The sequence below is a fragment of the Actinoalloteichus sp. AHMU CJ021 genome (assembly GCF_002895405.1).
Classification (GTDB): Bacteria; Actinomycetota; Actinomycetes; order Mycobacteriales; family Pseudonocardiaceae; genus Actinoalloteichus_B; species Actinoalloteichus_B caeruleus.
In genome coordinates this window covers 5563894-5584345 of record NZ_CP025990.1, presented here as the reverse complement: position 1 = coordinate 5584345, position 20452 = coordinate 5563894, and the positions used below count along the sequence as shown (strand labels likewise).

The 20452-nt window shown below is 71.4% G+C and carries 17 protein-coding genes and 1 CRISPR repeat array; of the genes, 11 read left to right on the top strand and 6 right to left on the bottom strand.

Going from position 1 to position 20452, the window contains the following annotated elements:
- The first annotated feature begins 63 nt into the window (after positions 1-63).
- Positions 64-2541, top strand: a complete 2478-nt coding sequence (locus C1701_RS23575) for a DNA gyrase/topoisomerase IV subunit A (RefSeq protein WP_026420584.1) — start codon at positions 64-66, stop codon at positions 2539-2541.
- 162 nt (positions 2542-2703) lie between these two features.
- Here C1701_RS23575 and C1701_RS23570 read toward each other — a convergent pair whose 3' ends face one another.
- Positions 2704-3237, bottom strand: coding sequence for a hypothetical protein (locus tag C1701_RS23570; protein WP_272500002.1), 534 nt, complete (start codon positions 3235-3237; stop codon positions 2704-2706).
- A 387-nt stretch (positions 3238-3624) separates the two neighbouring features.
- On the opposite strand from C1701_RS23570, the gene C1701_RS23565 reads away from it, so the two are divergent.
- The 6 genes from C1701_RS23565 (at position 3625) to C1701_RS23535 (ending at position 9484) form a co-directional block, all read left to right on the top strand.
- Positions 3625-4773, top strand: coding sequence for a sensor histidine kinase (locus tag C1701_RS23565; RefSeq protein ID WP_051713204.1), 1149 nt, complete (start codon positions 3625-3627; stop codon positions 4771-4773).
- On the top strand, positions 4770-5375 hold the full coding sequence (locus tag C1701_RS23560; protein WP_103056629.1) for a response regulator transcription factor: 606 nt from the start codon (positions 4770-4772) through the stop codon (positions 5373-5375). Before C1701_RS23565 ends, C1701_RS23560 begins: the two co-directional genes overlap by 4 nt.
- 545 nt (positions 5376-5920) lie before the next feature.
- Positions 5921-6433 (top strand): nitroreductase/quinone reductase family protein, encoded by a 513-nt coding sequence (locus C1701_RS23555; RefSeq protein WP_026420587.1) that lies wholly within the window; start codon positions 5921-5923, stop codon positions 6431-6433.
- 42 nt (positions 6434-6475) lie between these two features.
- Positions 6476-6868 carry a MerR family transcriptional regulator gene (locus C1701_RS23550; protein WP_035293198.1) on the top strand — a complete coding sequence of 131 codons (393 nt, stop codon included), beginning with the start codon at positions 6476-6478 and terminating at the stop codon, positions 6866-6868.
- Positions 6869-7111: 243 nt separating this feature from the next.
- On the top strand, positions 7112-7624 hold the full coding sequence (locus C1701_RS23545) for an AAA family ATPase (RefSeq protein ID WP_081893579.1): 513 nt from the start codon (positions 7112-7114) through the stop codon (positions 7622-7624).
- Positions 7625-8710: 1086 nt separating this feature from the next.
- Positions 8711-9484 (top strand): 5-formyltetrahydrofolate cyclo-ligase, encoded by a 774-nt coding sequence (locus tag C1701_RS23535; protein WP_103056628.1) that lies wholly within the window; start codon positions 8711-8713, stop codon positions 9482-9484.
- Between the two features lie 224 nt (positions 9485-9708).
- Positions 9709-10285: a CRISPR direct-repeat array (repeat unit 29 nt; unit sequence GTCTGCCCCGCGCGAGCGGGGGTGAGCCG).
- 156 nt (positions 10286-10441) lie between these two features.
- Here C1701_RS23535 and C1701_RS23530 read toward each other — a convergent pair.
- Complete coding sequence (locus tag C1701_RS23530) at positions 10442-11719, bottom strand: MFS transporter (RefSeq protein ID WP_030106208.1); 1278 nt, start codon at positions 11717-11719, stop codon at positions 10442-10444.
- Positions 11720-12122: 403 nt separating this feature from the next.
- On the opposite strand from C1701_RS23530, the gene C1701_RS23525 reads away from it, so the two are divergent.
- Positions 12123-13130, top strand: coding sequence for a GlxA family transcriptional regulator (locus C1701_RS23525; protein ID WP_026420590.1), 1008 nt, complete (start codon positions 12123-12125; stop codon positions 13128-13130).
- Positions 13131-13625: 495 nt separating this feature from the next.
- Here the strand turns inward: C1701_RS23525 and C1701_RS23520 are convergent, their stop codons facing one another.
- Positions 13626-14390: an SDR family NAD(P)-dependent oxidoreductase gene (locus C1701_RS23520; protein ID WP_103056627.1), complete on the bottom strand. Its 765-nt coding sequence runs from the start codon at positions 14388-14390 to the stop codon at positions 13626-13628.
- Positions 14391-14637: 247 nt separating this feature from the next.
- Positions 14638-15351 (bottom strand): thiaminase II, encoded by a 714-nt coding sequence (tenA, locus tag C1701_RS23515; RefSeq protein WP_103056626.1) that lies wholly within the window; start codon positions 15349-15351, stop codon positions 14638-14640.
- A 263-nt stretch (positions 15352-15614) separates the two neighbouring features.
- Here tenA and C1701_RS23510 point away from each other — a divergent pair, with 263 nt between their 5' ends.
- Positions 15615-15947: a hypothetical protein gene (locus C1701_RS23510; protein WP_030106203.1), complete on the top strand. Its 333-nt coding sequence runs from the start codon at positions 15615-15617 to the stop codon at positions 15945-15947.
- Positions 15948-16670: 723 nt separating this feature from the next.
- On the opposite strand, the gene C1701_RS23500 is transcribed toward C1701_RS23510, so the two are convergent.
- Positions 16671-17063 carry a MerR family transcriptional regulator gene (locus C1701_RS23500; RefSeq protein WP_103056625.1) on the bottom strand — a complete coding sequence of 131 codons (393 nt, stop codon included), beginning with the start codon at positions 17061-17063 and terminating at the stop codon, positions 16671-16673.
- Positions 17064-17193: 130 nt separating this feature from the next.
- On the opposite strand from C1701_RS23500, the gene C1701_RS23495 reads away from it, so the two are divergent.
- Entirely contained in the window at positions 17194-18744 is a 1551-nt protein-coding gene (locus tag C1701_RS23495; protein ID WP_337661908.1) for an MFS transporter, read from the top strand.
- A 218-nt stretch (positions 18745-18962) separates the two neighbouring features.
- On the opposite strand, the gene C1701_RS23490 is transcribed toward C1701_RS23495, so the two are convergent.
- The gene (locus C1701_RS23490; protein WP_026420596.1) at positions 18963-19778 is read right to left on the bottom strand and encodes a TIGR03619 family F420-dependent LLM class oxidoreductase; all 816 of its coding nucleotides are present in this window, start codon (positions 19776-19778) and stop codon (positions 18963-18965) included.
- 239 nt (positions 19779-20017) lie between these two features.
- Here C1701_RS23490 and C1701_RS23485 point away from each other — a divergent pair, with 239 nt between their 5' ends.
- A complete protein-coding gene (locus C1701_RS23485; protein ID WP_051314381.1) occupies positions 20018-20425 on the top strand; it encodes a hypothetical protein in 408 nt (135 codons plus the stop codon).
- The last annotated feature ends 27 nt before the right edge of the window (positions 20426-20452 follow it).

Genomic DNA, 20452 nt, shown 5'->3' with positions numbered 1-20452 from the left:
CGCCCTCCGCGCGCGGACACCGACTCGGGGCATGACCCCACCTCGCCAAGGAGAAGCTGAGCAATGGCACGCCGGAAGGGCAGCGCGCAGACCAAGGTGGACCCGACCGCCTTCGACCAGCCGGGCAGACATGTCGTGGACAACCCGGTGCACACCGAGATCGAGGACTCCTACCTGGAGTACGCGTACTCGGTGATCCACTCGCGGGCGTTGCCCGACGCCCGGGACGGCCTCAAGCCGGTGCACCGCCGCATCCTGTTCTCGATGCACGAGCAGGGGTACCGGCCCACCCACGCCTACGTGAAGTCCTCCCGGGTGGTCGGGGACGTGATGGGCAAGTACCACCCGCACGGTGACACCGCGATCTACGACGCGATGGTGCGGTTGGCGCAGGACTTCTCCATGAACGTGCCCCTGGTCGACGGGCACGGCAACTTCGGTTCCCCCGACGACGGGCCCGCGGCCAGTCGGTACACCGAGGCGCGGATGTCGCCGGCGGCGCTGCAGCTGGTCGCCGAGCTCGGTGAGGACACCGTCGACTTCCGGCCCAACTACGACGGGTCGTTGGAGGAGCCGGCCGCGCTGCCGGCGGCGTTCCCGAACCTGCTGGTCAACGGCACCTCGGGGATCGCGGTCGGCATGGCGACGAACATGATCCCGCACAACCTCGGCGAGGTCGTCGCGGCGGCCCGGTGGTTGATCCGGCACCCGGACGCCCCCCTGGACAAGCTGATGGAGTTCGTGCCCGGCCCGGACCTGCCCACGGGGGGCATGCTGTTGGGCCTCGACGAGGTCCGCAAGGCCTACGAGACGGGCCGTGGTGTGGTGCGGATGCGGGCCAAGGTGGAGACGGGTCCGCTGCCGGGCAGCCGGGGTCGGCAGGCCATCACCGTCACCGAGCTCCCCTACGGCGTGGGGCCGGAGAAGATCATCGAGAAGATCACCGACGAGGTGAACAAGTCGAAGCGGCTCACCGGGGTCGCCGACGTCAAGGACCTCACCGACCGGGAGAACGGCACCCGGCTGGTCATCGAGTGCAAGGTGGGCGTGAACCCGCAGGCGCTGTTGGCCGACCTCTACCGCCTCACCCCGTTGGAGCAGTCCTTCGGGATCAACAACCTCGTCCTCGTCGACGGCGAGCCCCGGACGCTGGGTCTGAAGGAACTGCTGGAGGTGTTCCTGGCCCACCGGTTCGAGGTGGTGCGACGGCGGACCACGTTCCGCCGCCGCAAGCGATCCGACCGGTTGCACCTGGTGGAGGGCCTGATCCGGGCCCTGGTCGACATCGACCGGGTCATCCGCCTGATCCGGGAGAGTGACGACGCGAAGGCCGCGAAAGAAGGTCTGATCGCCCGCTTCGACCTCTCCGAGATCCAGGCGACCTACATCCTCGACACCCCGCTGCGCCGGCTGACCAAGTACGACAAGGTGGAGCTGGAGGAGGAGCGGGAGCGGTTGACCGGGGAGATCGCGGAGCTGTCCCGGATCCTCGACGACGAGGCCGTCCTGCGGAGGCTGGTGTCGACCGAGCTGGGGCGCATCGCGAAGGAGTTCCCCACCGAGCGGCGCACCACGCTGATCGACGGGGACCTCAAGGAGGTGTTGGCGGCGTCGAAGCCGGCCGGTCCGCTGGAGATCGCCGACGACCCGTGCCAGGTCATCCTCTCCGCCACCGGGTTGGTGTCCCGGACGGCCGCGGCGTCGGAGGAGGCCGCGGAGGCCCGCCGCCGCAACGGGCGGGTCCGGCACGACGCGGTCGCCGCCGTGGTCGACTCCACGGCCCGAGGGCAGGTCGTGCTGGTCACCAGCCACGGCCGGGGCATCAAGACGGACGTGCTCCCGTTGCCGGTGTTGCCGCAGCAGTCGGGCATCGTCTCCCTGCGCGGGGGGATGCCGGTGCGGGAACTGGTGTCCCTCGCGCCCGGGGAACGCGTGCTGGGGCTCGCCCCGCTGGGCGACCAGATCGGGGACTCCCCCGGCCTGGCCCTGGGCACCAGGCAGGGCGTGGTGAAGGTGTGTTCGCCGGAGTGGCCGGTCCGGGCCGACGAGTTCGAGCTGATCGCGCTGCGCGAGGGCGACGAGGTGGTCGGGGTGACGTGGTTGGCCGACGGCCAGGAGTCCCTGGTGTTCGTCTCCTCCGACGCCGCCCTGCTGCGCTACTCGGCGACGCTGGTGCGCCCGCAGGGGTTGCGGGGTGGGGGCATGGCCGGCATCAACGTGAAGGGCGACGCCAGGGTGGTCTTCTTCGGCGCGGTGGCCGAGGACGGTGAACCGGTGGTGATCACGGCGACCGGGGAGACGGTGAAGGTGACCCCGTTCGGCGAGTACCCGGCGAAGGGCCGCGCCACCGCCGGGGTGCGGGCGCAGCGGTTCCTCGCCACCGAGTCGGAGCTGTCCACCGCGTGGGTGGGGGCGCGTCCGGCCCCGTCGACCGGGAACGGGACGCCCGTGGAACTGCCCGATCCCGACGAGCGGCGCGACGGTACCGGCGCACCCGCCGAGATTCCCGTGGTGGTCGGTTACCTCCTCGAACGCGACTGAGCGTTCGCCGGGGTCGCCCCCCCGTCCGGGGTGGAACGCGCCCGGCCCGCGCGGTGCCGGTTGACCGGTCGCGCGGGCCGGGCACGGGTGCCGCCACCGGCGCGGTGGCGGCACCCCGGGGTGAGGACGTCCGCCCCCGACGCGAACGCCCTCACCCGTGCCTCACATGAACCAGCCGGCGGCGAGGTCACCGAAGAAGCCGAACAGCACGCCCCAGGCGACGATCGCGACCGCCTGCCAGACGTAGACGCTGCGTTTGGTGGCGCCGAGGGCGACGAGAGCGGGGGCGGTGATCTGGCTCGCCACCACGATCGGCCCGAGGAGGCACACCCCGGGGACGCCGAACCGGTCGAGGTACTTGGCGATCTTCTGCTTGCGGCGCGGGGCGTCCGCGCCACCACCGCCGCCGTTGCCCCGCCGGCGGGTCGCGGCGACCCGGGCCTTGCTCGCGAGCGCGATGAGCGCGAAGGTGACGATCACGTTCCCGAGGATCGCCGCCGGGACCGCGAGGCCGGCGGGCACGCCGACGAGCACTCCGAGGAAACTCCCCAGGTAGGACTCGATGAAGGGGATCGCACCGGCGATCAGCAACACGCCGACCTGCTGCCAGGTCTCGGCGCCCGCCGCGAACTCGGCCAGTTGGGCGAAGAGGTCGGTGATGAAGTTGCTCTCCACGGTAGGCGGGTCTCCTGTCATGCTGGGGTACGGTGCCGCGAGGTGGTGGCCGCCCGGGAGGGGCCGCCGTACCTCGCTCCCCGAGTGTTCGTCGTGCGGCCGGCCGGGCGTAGGGCCGCGACGTCACCTCTCCGACATGACGCGGTGTCACTGGTGGGACGACACCTGGGTGCGCTGTCCTGGCGGGGTGGAGGGAACGCCGGGCCGTCCCGGGTCGGTTCCTGGACGGCGGTGTGGTCGAGGTCGCCCAGCACCTTGTCGGCGGCCGCCCGCCGTCCCCAGCGCACCAGGCCCGGCCGTCGCGCACACTGGTCGACGTGGTCACCTGTCGGGAGCCGGACCGCCGCCAGCCAACGGGGCGAGGCGGACGAACAGCGGGGAACAGGCTCCTCGGGAAGGATCACCGGAGTGACGAGGAGGGACCCGTCGCCGCACGGCGGGAAGGACACGGCCCCCGCCCCCGAGGCGTCGGTGGCGGCGCGGCAGACGATACGACAGCGGGAGATTCGGTCCTTCGTCATCTCGATCGTGGTGATGGCGGGGGCCGGACTGGTGACGACCACGGTGTGGTGGACCGCGCTCGTCGCGATCCCCAGCCTGGCCCTGTCGACGGCGCTGCTGTTCCGAGGCTGGGACCGCCCCCCGAACCCGCTGCTCCTGGCCGGGTCGGGACTCCTCGGAGTCCTCGCCCTGGTGGTCACCTCGCTGACCTACTCCAATTTCACGGGCTCCACCGGCCTCGCGATCACCGCCGGGGTGTGGATCGCCCACCGGCCCCGCGACCGGCTCGTTCTCACCCTGCTCGCGTGCCTCGGGATCGCGGCCCTGACCTGGGCGACGGCCCTGCTCAGCGGGAACTCCGGCGGCGTCTACCAACTGGTGGTCATGATGTCGATCACCGGGTCGGTGTGGATCGTGGCCCTCGTCGAGTCGCACACCCAGGACCGGCTGTTCGACCTGCTGGAACGCGAGAAGGACCACGAACGCGAGCTGTCGATCCTGCGGGAGCGCAACCGCTTCGCCGCGGACCTGCACGACATCCAGGGCCACACCTTGCACGTCATCAAGCTCAAGGCCGCCGTGGCGGCCAAACTCCAGCACACGGATCCGGAACGCACTCGTCAGGAGCTTGAGGTGATCCAACGCCTCGTGGCGGACACGATCGGGCAGGCACGGCAACTCGCCAACTCCACCCACGCGCTCGTCTTCTCCACCGAGCTGTCCAACGCCGTCGAACTCTTCCGCGCGGCGGGCATCACGACACGGGTGGACCGGACCGAGGACGACCCCGGCCCGCACGAGGCGCACTTCGCCCTCGCCCTGCGGGAGGCGACGACGAACGTCCTGCGCCACGCCAGGCCCGGCGAGGTGACGATCACCTCGAGCGCCGACACCCTCAGCGTGCGCAACGACGGTGCCGACATCAAGGACGCCGCTCCCCTGCGGGGCCTGGCCACCCTCGCCGACCGCGTTCGCGCGGTCGGCGGCACCCTGACCGCCGACCGCGACGGCGGCGTCCACACCCTGACGGTCACCTTCCCGACGGAGGCACGATGACGATCACCGTGCTCCTGGCCGACGACGAACGGCTGATCCGCTCCGCCCTGGCCACCCTGCTGCCCTTGGAGGGCGACATCGACGTCGTCGCCGAGGCGGGGACGGGGACCGAGGCCGTCGCCGCCTTCGAACGGCTGCGACCCGACGTGGCGGTCCTCGACCTGGAGATGCCCGAGCTGGACGGGCTGCACGCGGCGGAACGCATCCTCAACCAGGCACCGGGGCAGGCCGTGCTCATGCTGACCCGGTACGCCCGGCCGGGGACCCTTCGGAGCGCCCTGCGGTTGGGGGTGCGCGGCTTCCTCGGGAAGGACTCCGAGGCGTCACTCATCGCCTCCGCCGTCGCGGAGGTCGCCGCCGGCGGTCGGTACGTCGACGCGAACATCTCCGCGCAGGCCCTCATCGACGACTGCCCACTGACCGAGCGGGAACGGGACGTGCTGCGGGTCGCGGGTGACGGCTACTCGGTCAAGGACATGGCGAAGATCCTGCACCTGGCGCCCGGGACGGTCCGCAACTACCTCTCCAGCGCCATCCAGAAGACGCACACGAACACCCGGCACGACGCGGCCCGCTACGCCCGCGAACACGACTGGCTGTAGGCGGGGTTGTGCGCTCCTGCCCAGGGGGACGCGGCGACGTCGCGGCACTCCACTGATGTCCGCACGCCCCGGGGCGGGTGCCGTCGTCGTGCTTGGTGTGGACCGGCTGGTCGGCGTACGCATCGACCAGCCCGGCAGCGGGCGGGAACAGGTGGCCGGGCACCTGCCCGAACGCCGCCCGGGCGGTGCTGGCGCGGCGGGCGCCGGATGCGATCAGGCGGACGGTGAACCAACCGTCCGTCCTCCCATGACCGTGACCGATTCGGCGGGGCACCTCACCGGCCACGGCGGCCTCCCGGACGGGCGAGGGCGAGGAGTCGGAACCGTGCGCCCGGACCGTCCTCGTGCGGTTGCCCACGGGCACCCGACGACGAAGCGCCAGTGGCGAAACGGCAGGTCGTCAACCGCACTCGCGTTGGACCTGGTCCCGGAACCCGTTGCACCGGCGTTCGCGTTACCGCCGGCAGCCAGTTGAGCCTCGACCGAAGGTCAGTGTGGCGGGTGGCTTGACCTTGTCGCTGATGTCAGGGTTCTAACGTGCCGTCATGCCCGACGACATCCAGGACTGGAACCGCCGAATCGTGTCGGAGTTCCGATCGAACGCCGGCTTCGTGCGGTGGAGCACCGAGAAAGACCTGGCTGAGGGACGTCCGATCCCACCTCCGCTGCCCAGCTTCGATCCGAGGCAGAGCGTCCCGATCATCCTCGTCAACCACATCGGTGCGGTGACCGGCCGTCGACGCACGAGCCCGCTGATGTACCAGGCGGTGCGCGACGCGTTCGCTGTCTTCGCTACCTTCGGCGGGAGCCCGCGACCACCAGCCTGGTACCACAACATCGTGCGGAACCCCGAGGTAGTCGTCGAGGTCGGCTCCGACGTCACGGGGGCCATCGCCCGTGTGGTCCAGGGGGAGGAGCGCGAGGACATCTGGGTCGAGCAGGCTCGCCTCGTCCCCGCATTCGCCGACTTCGAGAAGACCGCCCGCCGGCGGATCCCGGTCGTCGTCCTCGACCCGATCCCAAGCCCGGCCGCCATGCGAGCCCACGGAGCATCGTGATCGCGGCGACGAGGCTGTCCGTGACCGAGCAGAATGGAGCGCATGGTTTCAGCTGTCGACCAGCGCGACTGGCTACGTATCGGCGAGCTCGCGCGCCGCACGGCCACCAGCACCCGCTCCCTGCGCTACTACGAGCAACGCGGGCTGATCGTCTCCGACCGTGAACACAACGGTTACCGCCGCTACGCCCCCGACGTCGTGCCTGTGGTCAACAACATCCGCCGTCTGCTCAACGCCGGGCTCTCCATCGATGACATCAAGCAGTTCGGCTCCTGTGTTCGCTCGCCCAGCCTCGACGCGACCCCCTGCGCGCCGGCGCTCGAGGTCTACGAACAACGCCTGAAGATCCTGCGAACCAGGATCGACACCCTCCAGCACCTTCACGCCGCACTTGCCGAACAGACCGAACACCTCCGCGCTCAGCTACCCTCCTAGCTCGCCTGGCACCAGGTGAGTAAGACGAGAGACTCCCAACGGGGGAGATCGAGCTCAACGCAGAAGCAGCCGACGCACCACCGCTTCGGTGCGGTCACAGCGCGGACTGAGCCGTCTGCACGCAGCGGCCACGCGAGGTGCGTTCACGACCTGCCCGGCGGTGAGTCGGCTACGGCCTTTCGCCGATTCGAGGTTCAGGCGGCTACCCCCGCCTCGATCAGCAGGGCGTCCCGGTTGGCCAGGATGAACTCCTTCAACGCGGTCGGTTCCAAGTCGATCGACGCGAGATCAGCTCCCCGAAGGTCAACCCAGTCAAGGTCATACCCGCCGCGCGACAGGTCGCTGAACTCCGGGCAGCTCCGGACCGACTCGTCCAGGGCGACCAGCCGCGCCACAAAGAAATGCGCCGAGTACACCGCGCACACCCGGGGAACCAGGTTCTACAACCGCGGCATCCCCGACGGCTACGGCTGGGAAGGCTTCTTCGGACTCAAGCCCACCACCGAGTTGGAGGAGGCGACCCGGCGTTACCGCTACGACGCGATCTTCGTGCTCGATCCGCTGGACACCTTCGAGGACCCCGACGACATTGTCTGGGCCAAGGACCGCGAGATCCGCCGCGTCCACGCGCTGATCGTGCAGGGCTACTACGACGCCGGCTACGAACCGGTGTTCGTCGCCCCCGACTCCGCCACCGCCAGATTGGACTTCATCTGCGCCAACCTGCGCCTGCCCAAACCGAGCCGAGGAGCGTGAACTCGTTCAGCCGCAACGGGACCTCATCGCTGTTGATCTCGCCGAACAGCGTCCTGGCCAACGCCCTGCTGCGCACCATCGACCTCCTGCGGCCCCGGCAACTACCTCGCCGGCCTGAACATCCCCGCCACCGCGGGCTTCGGCGTCGACTACGTCGGCCTACACGGCACCGACGAACGAATCCGCCTGAACACCATCCCCACCATCCAGGCGATCTACCACGCCGCCGTACTCGCGCTCCTGCGTCCGTCGCCCGACCATGCGCGGTTTGGACAACGAACAGTGAGACGGTCGTGCCGCGCCGATGGCTCGCTACACGGGCGAGTACCACTGAGAAAACCCAGGACTCATCACGAACCCGGTTACGCTCCCCGGGCTGGCCACAATGTAATTCCGAAAACCTCCGTGCGTTCGTTCGCCTTGGTAACCGTCTCTTCAGTAAGGGACAAAGGGTTGGAATGAAGTGCCCGATAGACGGTTTTCCCACGCCAGGGCAAACGGAAGGAGATATCTGTTGGGGATGGCATGATACAGGTGAGTATCACGCAACCCGATGGGGATTCGAACACCCCCCACGAACCCGGCGTCAGGCCTATGCGGTTTGCGCCCAGCGGAGCCCCGACTATGTCAACAACCACCCTTGGCTCGTGGTAATTTGCCGGACTTCTGAAATAAATTCCCCTCTCGCAGACTTCCATGATGGGCGGCACCGTGTCGGGTTCCCGGTGGAACGTAGTCCCCAGATCGCAACTGCTGTCCATGAGCATGAATCCGAAATACTCGACACGCACTACGCTTTCGATCCGGTGCAATCGAACTCCCACGAGGTGAAGACAGGGACGTGGACCGTATAGCCACACCCGGCCGGGCATTGATTATGCTACTACCACGGAAAATGGATCGCCACCTAGTCTGTGGTCACACACCTTACCAGCCCGAAAAACCACACTGGACAACTCACCGCATGATGCTGAAGACGCCTCCCCCAAGGGCTCGAGTTGAGGGACCGACGACCACCGTCCAAACGAGCCCGGCCGTAGTCGCCGATCGAGCCCGAAGGTGACCTTCGGATGAGGAGCAGAGTGAATGGCTGACCCGCTGGAGGACCTGAAGGACAAGGCACGTGCCCACGTGTGGGACCGCCTGGCGGCGGCCGCGGCCGTGCACGACCCCGACGTGCACGGCCGGATCCCGAACTTCATCTCCGCTGGGGCCGCCGCCGACCGCCTCGCGGAACTGCCCGTGTGGAAGTCCGCCCACGTCATCAAGACCGTGCCCGACAAGGCCCAGCGTGCCGTGCGCGCTCGCGCTCTCCGGGACGGCAAGCTCGTGTACATGGCTGTTCCGAAGCTGGCGCGGGAACGCCCCTTCTGCCTGCTCGACCCCGCACAACTCGAGGTGCCCCCAGAACAGGCAGCCGACAGCCACCGTGCCATCGCCCTCGCCCCCACGGTGGACGTGGACGAGGTCCGGCCCGTCGACCTGGTGGTCTGCGGCAGTGTCGCGGTGAACCGGCGTGGGGTCCACCTGGGCAAGGGAGCAGGTTATTCGGACCTGGAGGTGGCGCTGCTGCGGGAAGCGGGGCGGATCGGCCCCGAAACCGTGATCGCGACCACCGTGCATGCCCTCCAGGTCGTCGACGAGGACCTTCCCGAGTCGGACCACGACTTCAGCGTGGACCTGATCGTCACCCCCGAGCAGGTGATCGAATGCGGCCCGAGGCGACGCCCGGCGGGCCTGATGTGGGAGCGGCTTCCCGCCGAGAAGATCGCCGCCATCCCGGTGCTGCGACGGCGCGCCTCGGACCGACGGAGCCGCCCCGCTGGCCCGGGCGACGGACACCGACCGGGCCACGGATGAGAACGCCCATGACCGACGAGGAGAAGCGTGTCGGCTCCCTGGCCGAGGGGAACGTGACGCAGGCGCGCAAACGCATCGCGGTTGGCCTGCTGAGCCGCGACGAAGCTGGTCGTCCTGCGCTGGGGCGAGCAGCGGGACCTACCCCGTTCGTACGACTTCGCGGAGCCACACCAACAGAAAATCACAAAATGGTCACGCGCTAACATCAGTGCAGGTCGGGAAGGGTCTGCCCCGCGCGAGCGGGGGTGAGCCGCCGACCTCGGTCCCGCGATCCCTCATGAGCGGTCTGCCCCGCGCGAGCGGGGGTGAGCCGGCACTGGTGTGCCAATTCCGCGATATCGGCCGGTCTGCCCCGCGCGAGCGGGGGTGAGCCGGCACTGGTGTGCCAATTCCGCGATATCGGCCGGTCTGCCCCGCGCGAGCGGGGGTGAGCCGGCACTGGTGTGCCAATTCCGCGATATCGGCCGGTCTGCCCCGCGCGAGCGGGGGTGAGCCGGTGCCGTTGATACGCATACGCACGCGCGCCGCGTCTGCCCCGCGCGAGCGGGGGTGAGCCGCGGTTCGCTACTGACCTGCCGAGGATGACGCAGTCTGCCCCGCGCGAGCGGGGGTGAGCCGATTCGGGAGGACCTCCCGTAAGAGGAACTGACGTCTGCCCCGCGCGAGCGGGGGTGAGCCGACATCCCGCGAGGCCGCCGTCGCGGACATCCGGTCTGCCCCGCGCGAGCGGGGGTGAGCCGGCGGTGGCATGGCACACGGCGGCCGCGCAGGGGTCTGCCCCGCGCGAGCGGGGGTGAGCCGGGCTCCGCCGGCTTCCGGGAGTGCGGGGCGTCCGACGGGCTCCGGCCTGAGCGTGCGCCGCCAGCGAAGCTCGCGTGCGGACGAAACCTGTTCGCTGGTCGGGCTCAGGGCTCGGGCGCCCTCCCCCACTCCCCAACACGGGGTCCACGTGGTCGATCAGGACGTCACTTCCCGGTCCCTTCTGGCCGCCCAGAGCAGGACGGGCACCAGCAGGAGGGCGAGGAGGCCGCCGGCGAGGGAGAGGACTTCGTAGCCGCCGGTCGCCATCACCACACCGGACATCGCGCCGCCGCCCGCTCCGGCGAGGGAGACGAGCACGTCAATGCTCCCCTGGGTTCGCGGCCGGTTCTCCGGGACGGTCGCGTCGACGACCAGCGCGGTGCCCGAGATCAGCCCGAAGTTCCACCCTAGCCCGAGCAGGACCAGTGCGAGGATCAGCGGGCCGAGCGAGTCCCCTGGGGCGAGCGCGGCGACCACTCCGGCGGCCAGGAGGGTCACTCCCGAGGCGGCCGCCATCCGGGTTCTGCCCACCCTGTCGACCAGCATTCCGGTGACCAGTGAAGGCAGGTACATCGCCCCCACGTGCAGGCCGATGACGAGCCCCACGGCGGAGAGGTCGTGGTGGTGGGCGCGCATGTGCACCGGGGTCATCGTCATGATCGCGACCATGGCGATCTGGGTGAGGACCATGACGGCCGCCCCCACGTAAGCGCCCACCCGTGGTTTCGGCACCCCTGGCGACCTCGTGTCGTCCCGCGCGCGTTCGGCCTCGTGGAGGGCGCGGGCGAGCAGGTACGGGTCCGGGCGCAGCAGGACGAACAGGACGAGCCCGGCCACCGGGTAGGCGACGGCGGCGAGGAGGAACGGCCCGGCCAGCCCGGGAAGCCCCAGGGTCGTCGCGAACCGTCCGAGCGGGTCGACGAGGTTCGGGCCGGCGACCGCGCCGAGCGTGGTGGACACCATCGCCACGCTGATCGCCGCTCCCCGGCGGGACGGGGGCGCGAGGTCGGTGCCGGCGTACCGGGCCTGGAGGTTGGTCGCGGTGCCGGAGCCGTAGACGAACAGGGACACGAACAGCAGTGGAACGGAGCCGGTGGCCGAGGCGACGACCACCCCGGCCGCGCCGAGCCCGCCGGCGGCGAACCCGAGGCCCGCGCCGACGCGGCGGCCCCACCGCTGGACGCACCGCCCGACCAGGAAGGCGGCCAGTGCGGACCCAAGGGTGAACAACGCGGCCGGCAGACCGGCCAGCCGGTCCGAGCCCAGCATCTCCTCGGCCAGCAGTGCTCCGACGGTGACACCCGCTGCCAGCCCGGCGCCGCCGAGGACCTGGCTGGCGACCACGGCCCGGAGCGTGCGCCGGTGCACCTGGTGGCGGTCCGCTTCCCCCGGTAACGGCGCCGTCGCGCTGTCCTGGGCCTCCGGAACTGTCACCGTCGATCTCCTCCTTCGGGTGGCATCCGACGACGCCGCTGGTTCCCGTCCGTCCCGTTCCGCCGGCCCCCACCGGGAACCGGCTCGTCAGGAGCGGGGCTCCTCACCCGACTTCGACGCCGCTCCGGTCCGGGCGAGGACCGTCCCACGGCTGGTTCCTCGAAGACGGGGCGGGCTTCTCGGGTGGCGGTGCGATGAGGACATCGGTGGTGGTCGGGGCGCGGCGGCGCTGACGAGCGCGACGGAGGATCCCGGCGCGACGTACTGGTCGGGAGGGACGCGAAGGCGTAGGGCGGTGAGGAGCCGGGGTGCTGGATCAGCGGTCGCGTGCACCGGTACAGCCTCGCGTGCCGGGCGGTCGCCTGCGAGTGGCGGGAAGGACGACATGTGTCAGGATTCGGCCATGCGTGGTGATCCGGGGTCGCGGGAACGGCATGGGGAACCGCACCGGGTGGTGGTGTTGGCGATCGACGAGGTGGTCGGGTACGACCTGTCGATCCCGCCGCAGATCTTCGGCGCGGCGAAGCGCGGCGAGCGGGACCTGTACGACGTGCGGGTCTGCGGGGTGGATCGCCGACCGGTCCGGGTGGAGTCGGGGTACACGGCGGTGCTGGACCACGGTCCCGAAGCGTTGGAGGACGCCCAGACGGTGATCGTCCCGGGTACGCGGGCGAGGGGGCCGAGGGTGGACGGGGTCCTCACTCCCGAGATCGCCGAGGCGCTGGCACGGATTCCTCCTGGTGCCAGGATCATGTCGATCTGCACGGGCGCTTTCGTGTTGGCCGCGGCGGGTCTGCTCGACGGGCGGCGCGCCGCCACGCACTGGGCGCACGTCGACGCCTTCCGCCGGCTCCACCCCCGGGTGGAGCTGGACGAGGACGTGCTCTTCGTCGACGACGGGGACGTGCTGACCTCAGCGGGGTTGGGGGCGGGCGTGGATCTGTGCCTGCACGTCGTTCGTTCCGACCACGGCACGGCCGTGAGCAACCTGGCCGCGCGCTCCTGCGTCGTCCCGCCCTGGCGGGAGGGCGGGCAGTCGCAGTTCATCGAACGCCCGTTGCCGGAGACCGGGGAGGGCAGCACGGCGGCCACCCAGGAGTGGGCGTCGCGCCGCCTCGCGGACCCGCTGGACGTGGCCGCGCTGGCCGAACACGCCTCGATGAGCGTGCGCACCTTCAGCCGCCGGTTCCGGGCGGAGACCGGGCTTCCGCCGGGGGCCTGGTTGATCCAGCAGCGGGTCTCGCATGCGCGGCAGTTGTTGGAGACGACGAGCCTTCCGGTGGACCGGGTCGCCGCCGAGGCCGGTCTGGGGAGTGCCGCGTCGTTGCGCGCGCACCTGAACGCGGCCATCGGCGTCAGTCCGCTGGCCTACCGCCGCACCTTCACTCCCCCAGCCGGCACGACCCGCTGATCCGCCGGTCAGGGATCCCGCGCGTTCCCGCGCCGGCCGCCGGCGCCGGCGGTTCGCGGGTGGGGGCGCGGTGGGGTTGTGCTCGGCGTCGCCGTACCGAGGCGGTGGGTGGAGGAGGTGCCGTCCCTCCGGCTGGCGACCTGGGTCGCGCGACGGGGTGTGGGGCGCCGGTGTCGGGAGGAGGTGTCCTTCCTGGCGGGTTCGCCTCGTGGATGCCTGGTAGCGCGACCGGGCGAGGTCACGTCCCCCGGTCTCCCGGGCCCGGTGTCGCCGCGGCCCGCCTCCGCCTGTCCCGTGTGCCGCCGTCGGTGAGCCGGAGGGGTCGGCGTTCCCGTGGATCACGTCGAGGGTGTCGGTGGACCGTGCGCCCGGAGCGCGGTCACCCGTCGACCGGTCCTGGTTGGTGGGAGGACCGCCCCTGACGTCGTGCCCGCCCGGGGGGGTGGGCACGGGACGCGGCGGGGGGGGTGGGCACGGGACGCGGCGGGGGGTGCCTCACCAGGTGCTGTAGCCGCCGTCGGCGACGAGGACGTGTCCGGTGACCGCGCTGGCCTCGGTGGAGGCGAGGAAACGGACCGCCTGGGCGATCTCGACCGGTTCGGCCAGCCGTCCCTGTGGGATGTGGCTCCGCCAGCCGGCCACCACCTCGGGGTTCTCGCTGCCGACGGCCTTGAGGATGTCGGTGTTGGTGTAGCCGGGGGCGACCGCGTTGACCCGGATGCCCTCCGGTGCCCATTCGGCGGCGAGCGAGCGGGTCAGCGCGATGACACCGGCCTTGGTGGCGTCGTAGCCGATGTGCGGGTCGGCTCGGGGGGCGCGGAGCGCCGCCACCGAGGACACGTTGACGATCGCCCCTCCCCTGCCACGCATTCGCCGGCCGAACTCCCTGGCCGTATAGAACGGTCCGGAGAGGTTCACGGCGAGGGTGCGGTTCCAGGTGTCGTCGTCGTAGTCGAAGCTGGCGGCGCCCAGGACGATGCCGGCGTTGTTGACCAGGACGTCGACCCGGCCGTGTTCGGCGACGACCTGGTCGGCGAGGGCGGCGACCTCGGCGGAGCGGGTGACGTCCAGCGGTCGGGCCAGGACGGTGGCCCCGGTGGCGGCGTTGATCTCGATGGCGGTGGTGGTGGCGGTGTCGGCCCGGATGTCGGTGACGACGACGGTCGCGCCCTGTTCGGCGAAGGACCGCGCGATGGCCGCGCCGATGCCCTGGCCGGCTCCCGTGACCACCACGACGTTCCCGTCGAACCGTGCTGTCATCGCCCGCTCCTCCCGGAATGGATCTTCGTGAGGAGCACGGTAACCGTCTCGCGCCGTGGAAGGGCTGCGACGGGTGGGCCTTCCCGCGTGGGCGGCGCCGGGCGGTGGGCGTCGGGTTCCGGTGCGTGGCCGCTCCGGGTGGCTGGTCCCGTCGGAAATCACCGGCGGGACCGCTGACGGTGGGGAGACCGCCGGCTCCACTGCGGACTCGGTCCGGGCAGGGGGCGACCAGCACCGGGCGCGATGCTCACCGCTCACCCGGGGTGGGGAGGAACCGCCGGGTGGGCCACTGCTCGCACCGGTAGGCGCTGTCCCAGAACAGCCACTCGTACTCGGAGGCGCGGGTGAAGGCCCTCGTCATGGCGGCCCGTTCGGCGGCGCCGGCCGACGCGGCCGCGCGGTCCACGGCCTGCCGGCAGCGGGCGACGGCCCGCCCGAACTCCTCGTCCGCGTAGGTGTCGATCCACGCCTGGTAGGGGTGGTCGGTGATCCGGGGCGGCCCGGTGCGCTGGCGGCGGACGATGTCGGTGCCGACCTCGTGGTAGACCCAGAAGCAGGGCAGCAGGCCGGCCACCAGTTCACCGAACGAGCCGGTGGTGGCCAGCGCGGCCAGGTACGAGGTGTAGGCGAGGCACGTCGGGGAGGTCTCGATGCGGTCCAGGTCGTCCTGGCCCAGCCCGTAGCGGGCGAAGTAGCCGGCGTGGAGTGCGCGTTCCACCTCGATGGCCTCCCGGGCGGCTCCGGCGAGGAAGGCGACGTCGTCGACGTCCGGTGCGCGGGCCGCGGCGGCGGCCAGTGCCCGTCCGAACCCCACCAGGTACCGGGCGTCCTGGGCGAGGTAGAAGTGGAAACGGTCCCGGGAGAGGGTGCCCTCGGCGAGTTCGACGTTGAACGGGAGCAGCGTCATCTCCCGTTGCAGGGCGGCGGTCTCGTTCCACAGGCGCGCGGAGAATCCGGTCATACCCGGCACGCTGCCAGGCCTCGCCGTTCCTGTCATCCGAACGTCTCGATGACCTGGGTGGATTCGAGGAGGCGGGGCGCCGGGATCTCGGAGGCGCGCCGTCGGTGGCTCGGCGTTCACACGGCGGTGGGCCCGCGTCCCCCCGGTGTCCGGTCGGCTCCGCCGAAGGCGGCCCCGGGAGGTGGCCGTTCGGCGGTTCCCGGGCGTGGCCCGCCCGGGCAGGGTCTGGAGGAGTAGCACCGCTGACGAAGGGAACCACCCGAATGCGCGCGACCGTCCGGGGACTTCTGCTGGCCGCCGCCGTGGGCGGCGCCGTGGTGTCCGTTGCTCCCGCCGTCTCGGCGGCCACGATCCCGGCGGACGTCTGTTCCCCGGCGTCGGTCGTCGAGGTGGCGAGCTGCACCCCCTACTGGAAGCAGAGCGAGGGGCACAGCAGCAAGAGCTTCTGCGACTGGGCGGGCAGCAGCGGTGCCCAGGCGGGGCGGTGGACGGGGTGGAACTGCTCCCAGGCCCTGAACGGGTGGGAGCTGTGGGTGCGCACCTGCACCGCCCGAGCCGGGGAGACGCCCGCCAGCCGGGAGGAGTCGACCGTCTGATCCGGACGGTCCGGCGGGCGAATGGCCTTCCCGCCGGGGCGGGCTCGCGCGGACCGGGGAGGGCCGTGGCGTCTCGGGGCTCAGCCGCGGGACCGCGTGGTCGCCTGACGGGAGACCCGGCGTGGGTGTTCCGGTGGCACGCTGAGACCTACCCGTCGTGCTGACCTCGTGCCGCTTCCCGCCGCGCAGGTCACGCCACAGGGGGTGGGCAACGGCCTGCTGGCGGCGCGGCTGACCGCTGCGGAGCGGAGTCGTCGCCCCGGGGTCGGCCGCCCGTGCTCGGTGCCCGTCAGCCGCGACGGGACCGCCGCGACCTGGACCTCGGCCGCTGTGACCACCGGTGCCTCCGCCCTGACGTCCTCGGCCGTTCTCTGGAGCGGGCCCGTTCCGCCAGCAGGTCAGGACGATGACCGGGAGGCGTGACCCCGTGCGCGGTTGGGTTGGGCAGCGACGGATCGGGCTGGCGACGGGAGTCGACGTCCGTGTCGAGGCTGGTCCGGGTCGGGGGGTTGGGGGTGCGAGCTCGGTCCGTTCTCCCCCTGGCCGCTGCGCGACCAGTGGTACGACCAGCGGCGGCGCCAGCGGGCGACCCGCTCTCCCGGGGAGGGACCGCCGGTGGAGTGGTCCTGGGGACAGGCGCCCAACCGGGAGTGGCGGCGTGGGCTGGAGTCGGGTGACGGGCGACGGCTGGGCCCGTCGGTGCCGGTCCTCCGGGGAGACGCTTCATGCGCCGATGGCGGCCGGTGAATCCTGGTGCTCCTCGGGGGCCGCGTCGATGATGGCGGTCAGGAGTTCCACCGACGTGCTGAGGTCCTCGATGCGGTTTCGCATGCGGGCACGTGCCTCGGCGAGTTCCTCGACCATCTCGGCACAGGTCGGAGTGGGGACGCTTCCCGCGCCGCCCTCGTCGAAGCAGTGCAGGACCTCGGCGATGTGCTGGGTGTTCAACCCGGCGGAGATCAGTGCCTGGATCCGCGCGACGAGCGCGACGTCGCCGTCGCCGAACTCGCGGTAGCCGCTGGGCCGGCGTCGTGGGCGCAGGAGTCCCTGTTCCTCGTAGTAGCGCAGCGCGCGCACGCTCACACCCGCACGGCGTGACAACTCACCGATCCTCACGGTCGCTCGTCCTCCTTGACTCTCACGTCCACGTCAGACTCTACCGTCCTCGCGTGCTCCGGTTGGGGCATCGGATGGCGGTCCGGGCGGGTGGCGCGGACCGGGCCCCGGCGAGTGATGGAGGAGAGCGGTGGACGGAACGGGCACGCGCGGACTGGGGCGGCGGGAATGGGCGGCGTTGGCCGTCCTGTCCCTACCGACCCTGGTGCTGGCGATGGACATCACCGTGCTGCACCTGGCGGTACCGGCCCTCAGCGCGGACCTGGACCCCACCGGCACGCAGCTGCTCTGGATACTCGATGTCTACGGCTTCGTGGTGGCCGGCTTCCTGCTGGTGATGGGCGCGCTGGGCGACAGGATCGGCCGACGGCGGCTGCTGATGGTCGGTGCCGCGGCCTTCGCGGTGGTCTCGGTGTTGGCGGCTTTCTCATCCAGCGCCGAGCTGCTCATCGCCGCACGGGCCCTGCTGGGGGTCGCGGGTGCCACCCTGATGCCGTCGACGCTGGCCGTCCTGACCGACGTGTTCCGGACTCCGGCGAGGCGCACCTTCGCGGTGGCGGTGTGGATGACGGCTTTCACCTCGGGTGAGGCGGTGGGTCCGCTCGTGGGCGGGCTCGTCCTGGAATTCCTCTGGTGGGGCGCGGTCTTCCTCGTTGGCGTTCCGGTGATGGTGCTGCTGCTGGTCGTCGGCCCTTTCGTGCTCCCGGAGAGTGCGGAACGGTTGCCGGGGCGCTTCGACCTGGCTTCCGCGACGGCGCTGCTGGCCTCGGTGCTGTCGTTCGTCTACGGCGTCAAGGAACTGGCCAGCCGGGGCGGCTGGGAGCCGCTGGGATGGATCGCGGCGGGCCTGGTCCTGGGTTGCCTGTTCGGGTGGCGTCAGCTGAGGACGCGGGACCCGTTGCTGGACCTGCGGCTGTTCCGCCGTGCGCCGTTCAGCGCGGGGTTCGTCGCCCAACTGCTCGCGGTGGCCGCGATGGCGGGAAGTCAGTTGCTCGTCATGCAGTACCTCCAGTCGGTCCTCGGCCTCTCCCCCTTCGAGGCCGGGCTGTGGACGTTGCCGTCGGTGCTGCTGGGAATCGGCGCGACGTTGCTCGCGCCGAGGCTGGTCCGCCACTCCTCAGCGGCGCCGGTCGTGGCGACTGGCCTGTTCGCGGCGGCGGTTGGGGCGACAGCCCTGGCCGTGACCTCACACCACCTGGACCTTGGCTCGACGGTGCTGGGTTTCACCGTCCTCTACGTCGGTGTCACGCCAACCCTCGCGCTGATGACCGATCTGATCGTTGGTTCGGCGCCTCGCGGGCGGGCCGGCATGGCCGCCGGTGTCGCGGAGAGCGGCGCGGAGTTCGGCCTGGCCGGCGGGATGGCGTTCATCGGGACGGTGGCCTCGGCGACGTACTCGTCCCGCGTGTTGTCCGACGCCTCGGGCGGTGTGGCCGTCGAGCACCTCCAGGAGGCGTCGCGGACGGTGGGCAACGCGGTGGCGCTCGCCCAGGACCTTCCCCCGGAGGTCGGCACGTCGCTGCTCGACGCGGCGCGGATGGCCTTCGCTGACGGGATGCGCCTGGCGGCCACGGTGAGCGCGGTCCTCCTGGTGGTCGGGGGTGCGCTGGCACTCCGCTTCCTCCGGCCAGCCCGGTCCACGACTCCCGGCGACCACGCCGCTGGCGCGCGGGCCGAGTGAGTGGGCACCGGGGCGGCGGGTGCGCCGAGCGGGTGGTGGGTGGTGCGCTGCCACGCCGGGTACGCGCGCCGGGGCGGTCGCCGCGGCGCGAGGGGCGAACCGGTTTCCGGACGACCAGCTTCAGTCCTCGATGCGATGCCGGGGGACCCGTGGCTGAGGAACGGGAGGCGCGGCTGACCGGGCGGGCGCCGCTGGCACGTCGGCGCCCGCTCCGGGCGTCAGAGGGTGTCCAGGGCGCGGCGCAGTTCCTCCATCCGCTGGGCGAATCCCTCATGGTCTCCGAAGTGGACGGCGACCGCCTCCGCTCCGGCTTCCCGGTAGGCGAGCAGGTCGTCGACCGTCCGCTCGACGGGCCCGCCACCGTCCCACCCGATCCGCAGGGTGGGCGTGACGTGGCGGTCGCCGGCGAGGGCCGCGAGGGCGGAGGCACGCTCGGCGAACACCGGCGGCGAGGTGGGCAGGCCCTGCCAGCTGTCCCCGTGGCGCGCGGCCCGGCGCAGGGCGGCGTCGCTGTTGCCGCCCACCATCAGTGGGACGGGACCCGCCGGCACCGGTTCGAAGACGCCGACGTCGAAGGAGTACCGCCGTCCCCGGTAGGGCGCGGCGCCGCCGGCGAGGAGGTGCCGGAGCAGGTCCAGGGTGTCGTCGGTGATCGCTCCCCGCCGGGGGTACTCGGCGCCGACGGCCTGGAACTCCTGCTCGTTCCACCCCACGCCGACGCCGAGGACGAACCGTCCCTCCGAGAGGTGGTGCAGTGTCGCGACCTGTTTGGCCAGCACGAACGGGTCCCGCAGTGGCACGACGAGGACCGAGGTGCCCAGCCGGAGCCGTCGGGTGGCGGCGCTGAGGTGGCCGATCGTCACCAACGGCTCGTACACGCCGCCGAAGACGGCCCCGTACTCGTCGGGCGGCAGGATGTGGTCGGGGAGCCAGGCGGTGTCGTAGTCGAGGTCCTCGGCGGCACGTGCCAGTTCCGCGATCCGCCGCGCGGGCATGGTCGGTGACTCGTCGGGCAGGACGACCTCAAGTCTCATGGGGAGGGACAACGATCCGCCTCGGCCGGGTATTCCGCTGATCGCGCGGGGTGGCGGGAGCTGGGTGGTCCGGTTGGCCGGGATCGACTGGACCGTTGGGGTGAGGACGGTGCACCGGCCGCGCCCGGAGAGGGTGCGGGACAACGTCTCCGGCGGCGGGGCGATGTTCCGCGACCCGGTGGTCGGGCACCGCCGGATAGGTTCACAGTGGAGAACAGGACGACGGAGGGTGGTGCCGCATGACGAATGGTGGGCAGGCGGAGCGGGAACCGGTGGTGTTGACGGTCGGGCTGCGACCCGACGCGGTGGACCTGTCGGGGCACCCGGACCTCGACCACGAGGCCCTGGCGGCCAGGATCGCGTCGGGGCAGGAAGCGCTGAGACGGGAGGGCATCGACAACACCACCTGCCTGGTCAGCGCTGACCCGGAGGAGGCCGAGCGGCGGATCCGCGAGGAGGTGGCGGGGCGCCACTTCGACCTGGTGGTGATCGGTGGGGGCGTGCGGTTGGATCCCGAGCAGACCGTGCTCTTCGAACGGATCCTGAACCTGCTGATCGACCTCGTTCCTGGGGTCAGGTTCTGCTTCAACACCTCCCCGGAGACGACGCTGGACGCGATCCGCCGCTGGTCGCCCCAGCCCAGGTAGGGGTCACGGGGGCCGCTCGGACGTCCG

Bases quoted from the DNA above. Each gene is read 5' to 3' on its own strand.
- C1701_RS23575 (WP_026420584.1), top strand. From the start codon at position 64: ATGGCACGCCGGAAGGGCAGCGCGCAGACCAAGGTGGACCCGACCGCC.
- C1701_RS23570 (WP_272500002.1), bottom strand. From the start codon at position 3,237: ATGACAGGAGACCCGCCTACCGTGGAGAGCAACTTCATCACCGACCTC.
- C1701_RS23560 (WP_103056629.1), top strand. From the start codon at position 4,770: ATGACGATCACCGTGCTCCTGGCCGACGACGAACGGCTGATCCGCTCC.
- C1701_RS23555 (WP_026420587.1), top strand. From the start codon at position 5,921: ATGCCCGACGACATCCAGGACTGGAACCGCCGAATCGTGTCGGAGTTC.
- C1701_RS23550 (WP_035293198.1), top strand. From the start codon at position 6,476: ATGGTTTCAGCTGTCGACCAGCGCGACTGGCTACGTATCGGCGAGCTC.
- C1701_RS23545 (WP_081893579.1), top strand. From the start codon at position 7,112: ATGAACTCCTTCAACGCGGTCGGTTCCAAGTCGATCGACGCGAGATCA.
- C1701_RS23535 (WP_103056628.1), top strand. From the start codon at position 8,711: ATGGCTGACCCGCTGGAGGACCTGAAGGACAAGGCACGTGCCCACGTG.
- C1701_RS23525 (WP_026420590.1), top strand. From the start codon at position 12,123: ATGCGTGGTGATCCGGGGTCGCGGGAACGGCATGGGGAACCGCACCGG.
- C1701_RS23520 (WP_103056627.1), bottom strand. From the start codon at position 14,390: ATGACAGCACGGTTCGACGGGAACGTCGTGGTGGTCACGGGAGCCGGC.
- tenA (WP_103056626.1), bottom strand. From the start codon at position 15,351: ATGACCGGATTCTCCGCGCGCCTGTGGAACGAGACCGCCGCCCTGCAA.
- C1701_RS23510 (WP_030106203.1), top strand. From the start codon at position 15,615: ATGCGCGCGACCGTCCGGGGACTTCTGCTGGCCGCCGCCGTGGGCGGC.
- C1701_RS23490 (WP_026420596.1), bottom strand. From the start codon at position 19,778: ATGAGACTTGAGGTCGTCCTGCCCGACGAGTCACCGACCATGCCCGCG.
- C1701_RS23485 (WP_051314381.1), top strand. From the start codon at position 20,018: ATGACGAATGGTGGGCAGGCGGAGCGGGAACCGGTGGTGTTGACGGTC.